At 69.4% G+C, this 5,298-nt stretch carries 6 protein-coding genes and 1 pseudogene; 5 read left to right on the top strand and 2 right to left on the bottom strand.

Going from position 1 to position 5,298, the window contains the following annotated elements:
* From RMO30_RS02435 to atzF, 4 genes are all read left to right on the top strand, one after another.
* The coding region (locus RMO30_RS02435; RefSeq protein ID WP_309709041.1) for a BMP family ABC transporter substrate-binding protein at positions 1-659 on the top strand (659 nt) is incomplete at its 5' end.
* An 8-nt stretch (positions 660-667) separates the two neighbouring features.
* Positions 668-1,279 (top strand): isochorismatase family protein, encoded by a 612-nt coding sequence (locus RMO30_RS02430; protein WP_309709039.1) that lies wholly within the window; start codon positions 668-670, stop codon positions 1,277-1,279.
* Positions 1,276-2,004, top strand: a complete 729-nt coding sequence (locus RMO30_RS02425) for an isochorismatase family cysteine hydrolase (protein ID WP_309709037.1) — start codon at positions 1,276-1,278, stop codon at positions 2,002-2,004. The genes RMO30_RS02430 and RMO30_RS02425 overlap by 4 nt, the downstream gene beginning before the upstream one ends.
* On the top strand, positions 2,001-3,851 hold the full coding sequence (gene atzF, locus RMO30_RS02420; RefSeq protein WP_309709034.1) for an allophanate hydrolase: 1,851 nt from the start codon (positions 2,001-2,003) through the stop codon (positions 3,849-3,851). The genes RMO30_RS02425 and atzF overlap by 4 nt, the downstream gene beginning before the upstream one ends.
* Here the strand turns inward: atzF and RMO30_RS02415 are convergent.
* On the bottom strand, positions 3,827-4,468 hold the full coding sequence (locus RMO30_RS02415; protein WP_309709031.1) for a VTT domain-containing protein: 642 nt from the start codon (positions 4,466-4,468) through the stop codon (positions 3,827-3,829). The two genes, atzF and RMO30_RS02415, sit on opposite strands and share 25 nt — an antisense overlap.
* Before the next feature lie 52 nt (positions 4,469-4,520).
* Entirely contained in the window at positions 4,521-4,727 is a 207-nt protein-coding gene (locus tag RMO30_RS02410; protein ID WP_309709028.1) for a dodecin family protein, read from the bottom strand.
* A gap of 269 nt (positions 4,728-4,996) precedes the next feature.
* On the opposite strand from RMO30_RS02410, the pseudogene RMO30_RS02405 reads away from it, so the two are divergent.
* A pseudogene (locus RMO30_RS02405) lies at positions 4,997-5,298 on the top strand (polyribonucleotide nucleotidyltransferase); the annotation flags it as partial.

Genomic DNA, 5,298 nt, shown 5'->3' with positions numbered 1-5,298 from the left:
CGTCGGAGTCGGGCAAGCTCGGCTACGTCTACGCCTTCCCGATCCCGCAGACGATCGCCAACATCAACGCGTTCGAGCTCGGCGCCCAGACGGTGAACCCGGATGTCGAGACCATCACCGTCAGCACCTCCAGCTGGTGCGACCCGGCCGCGCAGCGCGAGGCGGCGAACAGCCTCCTGTCGCAGGGTGTCGACGTGCTCACCCAGCACCAGGACTGCACGAAGACGGTGATCGACGCCGCTGAGGCAGCCGGTGCGTACACGGTCGGCTACCACGCTGACGCCTCCGAGCTCGCCCCCGAGGGCTGGCTCACCGGCGCAGTCTGGGACTGGGCTCCGCTCTACCAGGAGATCGTTGCGACGATCCTTGCCGGTGAGTTCACCGGCAGCGAGTTCAACGCCAACTACCGGGTCGGCTACAAGACGGGCACCAACCCGTTCGTGCTCGCCGGGTACGGACCTTCCGTGAGCGACGAGACGATCGCCGCGGTCGAGGAAGCCCAGGCCTGGCTCGCGACCGAGGAGGGCTCGCCCTTCGCCGGGCCGGTGCTCGGCCAGGACGGGACCGAAGTGATCCCCGCCGGAACGGTGCCCGACTACGCGACCAACGACGGCATGGACTACTTCGTCCAGGGCGTCGTCGGGAACCTCGCGAACTAGGGCGCCTGATGACCCGCCTCGACCACTCGGTGGTTCCCGCGACGCATGTCGCGGGAACCACCCCCTACCCCTGGCCCTGGAACGGGGATCTCGACCCGCGAGGAACGGCCGTCGCCGTCGTCACGGAGCGTGGGTTCCCTCACCCGCATCCAGCCGGGGAGGCCGCGCGAGTCGCGGCTTCCGAGGTGGTCGAGACGGTGCGTGCCGCGGGTGGTGTCGTTCTCCTGATCGAGACGACACCGCCCGCCGGTGCGGCATCCCGCGGTGTCGGATCGGTCGACCCGGCGCCGCTCGCGGAAGGTGCCGACCACGTCGTCAGCGCCGTCGGCCTCGACGGCTTCTTCGGCAGTCCGCTCGAGGCGTTGCTGCGTTCGCTCCGTCTCGAACGGCTCGTGCTCGTCGGCACGGGTCTGGAGACGAGCGTGCACTCCACGATGCGTTCGGCCAACGACCGCGGCTTCGAGTGCCTGCTCGTCGTCGACGCCTGTACGCCCCACGACGCGGCACTCGTCGCCGCCTCGGTATCCATGATCGAAATGTCCGGCGGGATCTTCGGCGCAGTGGGTTCTGCCCGCGCGGTCGTGGAGGCCTTCACGGAACAGGGAAGAGAGAAACGATGACCCCCCCAACCACCACCGCGACCGCCTACGGGCCGGTCGCCGCCGAGCCGTACGCCTGGCCCTACGACGGGCGATTCCGCCCGGAGAACACCGCGCTCATCAACATCGACTGGCAGGTCGACTTCTGCGGTGAGGGCGGCTACGTCGACAAGATGGGCTACGACCTGAGCCTCACCCGCGCGGGCCTCGCGCCCACCCAGGTCGTGCTCGCCGCGGCGCGCGAGGCGGGCTTGTTCATCGTGCACACCCGGGAGGGGCACCGCCCCGACCTCTCGGATTGCCCGCCCAACAAGCTGTGGCGCTCGAAGCAGATCGGTGCCGGGATCGGCGATGACGGCCCGTGCGGCCGCATCCTGACCCGCGGTGAGCCCGGCTGGGAGATCGTGCCCGAGGTCGCCCCGCTCGAGGGCGAACTCGTCATCGACAAGCCGGGGAAGGGGTCGTTCTACGCGACCGACCTCGACCTGCTGTTGCGCAACCGGGGGATCACGCACATCATCCTCACCGGCATCACCACCGACGTCTGCGTGCACACCACGATGCGTGACGCGAACGACCGCGGCTACGAGTGTCTGCTGTTGTCGGACTGCACCGGGGCCACCGATCGCGGCAACTACCTCGCGGCGCTGCAGATGATCAAGATGCAAGGTGGCGTGTTCGGCGCGGTCGCAGAGTCCTCTGCCCTGCTCGCGGCCCTTCATGCGGGGGCGCCCGACCCCGCATGACCGACGCGATCACAGCCGCCCCAGTCCGCTACCCGGACGCGGTCGGCTCCCTCGACCTTGCCTCGCTCCAGGAGGCGTACCGCGTCGGGCGACTGGTGCCCGAAGACGTCGTCGACGCGATCTACGAACGCATCGAGTCGCGGGGCGATGACGGCGTCTGGATTCAGCTCGTCCCGCGCGATGAGGCACGCCGTGCCGCCCGTGCCGTCGTGCCCGGTCCGGCGCGCCCGCTCGCCGGTATCCCGTTCGCGATCAAAGACAACATGGATGTCGCAGGGCTCCCGACGACCGCGGCGTGCCCGGCGTTCGCGTATGTCGCCGACGAGACGGCGACGGTCGTCGCGCGGCTGGAGGCCGCGGGCGCAATCCTCATCGGCAAGACGAATCTCGACCAGTTCGCGACCGGGCTCAACGGCACCCGCACGCCGTACGGCATCCCCGCCACCCCGTTTGATCCGACCATGATCTCGGGCGGCTCGAGTTCGGGCAGCGCGGTCGCCGTTTCGGCGGGGCTCGTGAGTTTCGCGCTCGGCACCGATACGGCGGGGTCGGGACGCGTCCCCGCGGCGTTCACCGGAACCGTGGGGGTCAAGCCGAGTCCGGGGCTCGCGAGTACCGCCGGGATCGTTCCGGCCTGCCACAGTCTCGACTGCCCGAGCGTCTTCGCGCTCACGGTCGCCGACGGTGCCCGGGTGCTCGCGGTGATCTCCGGGCCGGATGCCGCTGACCCCTGGTCGCGCCCGGCACCGATTCCTGCGCCGGAGCCCCGGCCGGCTCCCCTCGACGGCCTCGTTCTCGGCGTCCCCTTTGAGGCCCAGCTCGGTCTCGACGTCGACTCCGGCTACCGCGAGGCCTGGAACCGGCTCGTGTTCGATCTGCAGGTGGCCGGAGCGCTGCTCGTGGAGATCGACCTCGAGCCGTTCTTCACCGCGGGCGAGCTCCTCTATCAGGGTCCCTGGCTCGCCGAACGATTGTCCGGGATCGAGCACTTCGTTGCCGCGCACCCCGAGGCGCTGCACCCCGTGACCCGCACGCTGCTCGAGGCCGGGCACTCCGTGATGGGAACCGACGCGTTCCGCGGACTGCACGAGCTGCAGCGACTGCGGGCCGAAACGTCGCTCGCCTTGGAGGGTGTCGCTGCGCTCCTGACCCCGACGGCACCCCGCACCTTCTCGGTCGCCGAGATGCTCGCTGACCCGATCGCGCTCAACTCGGCCCTCGGCCGGTTCACGACGTTCGGGAATCTGTTGAGCCTTGCGGCCGTCGCGGTCCCGGGCGGGTTGACGGCGCGCGGCATGCCGTTCGGGGTGAGCGTCCAGACCCGGTGGGGGCAGGATGAGCGCGCGCTGTCGATCGCCGCGGCCGTCGAGGGGCTCGTCGGCCTTCCGCTCGCCGCGACCGGGCTCTCGCCGGCGGGCGCGGCATCCCGGGCGACTTCGGTGCCGTCGCATCCGAGCGCCGGTGGGTTGTCGCTCGCCGTCGTCGGCGCGCACCTGTCGGGAATGCCCTTGCATCCACGGCTCCTCGAACTCGGCGCCCAGACCGTCGCCGCGACGACGACCTCGGCCGACTACCGGCTCTACGCCCTCGCCGGTGTCGCGAAACCCGGTCTCGTCCGGGTGGACTCAGGTGGCGCCGCGATCGAACTCGAGGTGTACCGCCTGCCGTTCGCATCGATCGGGGAGCTGTTGGCCGAAATCGACGCTCCGCTCTCCCTCGGCACGATTCGGCTGGCCGATGGGAGCAGCGTGCACGGATTCCTCTGCGAACCCGCGGGGCTCGGCGGCGCGCGCGACATCACCGAATTCGGTGGTTGGCGCGGCTATCTCGCCCGCGACGAAGGCTGATCGCGCGTCGCGATCCGCCCCGCACGGGCCGCGGCAATGCGCCTCGTGACCGTGTCGACGGCGATTCCCAGCCCGGCGGCTGCGGCGATCGAGACGAGGATTGCGAGTACCGGGTAGTCACGCAACAGCGTTCCGAATGCCGCCCCGACTCCAACGTTGTAGAGGGCCCACGCCGTGCCCGCCATGGCCGAGAGCGGAAGGAAGCGGGGCAGAGGCAGGCCGACGGCGCCGGCCGACAGGTTGACGGCGATCCGAGCGAAGGGGATGTAGCGGGCGGTGAAGATGAGGACCGCGGGCCGGGTACGCACGGCATCGCGCACCCGGCCGATGGCTGCGGCGACCCGACCTCGGCGTTGCCAGGCCCATCGGTCGACGCCGACCCTGCGTCCGATCAGGTAACACAGCAGGTCGCCGACGACCGCACCGCTCGCGGCGACGGGGACGACGAGGACCAGGCTGGGCTCCCCGGTTGCCGCGGCGAGCGCCGCGAGCGCCACGACAACGGTTTCGCTCGGCAGCACGACGAGAAATGCGTCGCCGACAACGAGGAGGAAGAGGGCGGGAATCAGCCACGGCGAACTCGCCAGGTCGACGAGCCATGCGGTGATCTCCGGCACGCTCACGTTCTACCGGATGCCGGTGAACATCCGGTGTTGCGCGTTCCGTCGCTCAGTCGTCGAGGACGAAGGTGACTTCGAGGGTGACCTGCCAGGCGGTGATCGCACCGTCGGCGACCTCGACCTTCTGCTCCTTCACCCACGCGCCCGAGACGTTGCGCAGCGTCTTGTTGGAGCGAGCGACACCCTCGCGGGCGGCGTCCTCGAAACTCTTCGTGCTGCGCGCGGTGATGGTGGTGACACGGGCGACGGTGGTCATGGGATCTCCTTCGATCTGACGATTTGCGGATGTCTCCAGTCAAGACCCGCCGCACGGCGATGTCCAGGCTGTGATCTGGGAGTCAGCTGATACCATGTCCGAGGCTGTCAATCGACAGTCTGATACCCGGAGCAGGCCGGCACAGAGCTGGTCACCGGTGGTGGTCTTCCGAGCGATAGGCGCACGGAGCACTTCTACTGTTGGCCAGATCGCCCCTGAGGGTAGTTCTGTGCATGCTCCTGCTCCTGAAGAGAAACAGGAGTGCCCCCTTGGAGGGTCCCGAAATCAAGTTCGCCGAAGCCGTTCTCGACAATGGCAAGTTCGGCAAGCGCACCGTTCGGTTCGAAACCGGTCGGCTCGCGCAGCAGTCGCAGGGCGCGGTCGCCGCGTACCTCGACGAAGAGACGATGATCCTGAGCGCGACGAGCGCCGGAAAGCACCCGCGTGACGGGTTCGACTTCTTCCCCCTGACGGTGGATGTCGAGGAGCGTTCGTACGCCGCGGGCAAGATCCCCGGCTCGTTCTTCCGGCGCGAGGGTCGGCCGTCGACCGAGGCGATCCTGGTCTGCCG

Source organism: Pseudolysinimonas sp., assembly GCF_031389465.1.
In the GTDB taxonomy this organism is placed as follows: domain Bacteria; phylum Actinomycetota; class Actinomycetes; order Actinomycetales; family Microbacteriaceae; genus Pseudolysinimonas_A.
The sequence above is the reverse complement of the archived record's forward strand: the minus strand, read 5'-3'. Positions and strand labels throughout refer to the sequence as shown.

What these genes read in the sequence shown, in the direction of transcription:
- RMO30_RS02430 (WP_309709039.1), top strand. Translation starts at nt 668, where the DNA reads ATGACCCGCCTCGACCACTCGGTGGTTCCCGCGACGCATGTCGCGGGA.
- atzF (WP_309709034.1), top strand. Translation starts at nt 2,001, where the DNA reads ATGACCGACGCGATCACAGCCGCCCCAGTCCGCTACCCGGACGCGGTC.
- RMO30_RS02410 (WP_309709028.1), bottom strand. Translation starts at nt 4,727, where the DNA reads ATGACCACCGTCGCCCGTGTCACCACCATCACCGCGCGCAGCACGAAG.
- RMO30_RS02425 (WP_309709037.1), top strand. Translation starts at nt 1,276, where the DNA reads ATGACCCCCCCAACCACCACCGCGACCGCCTACGGGCCGGTCGCCGCC.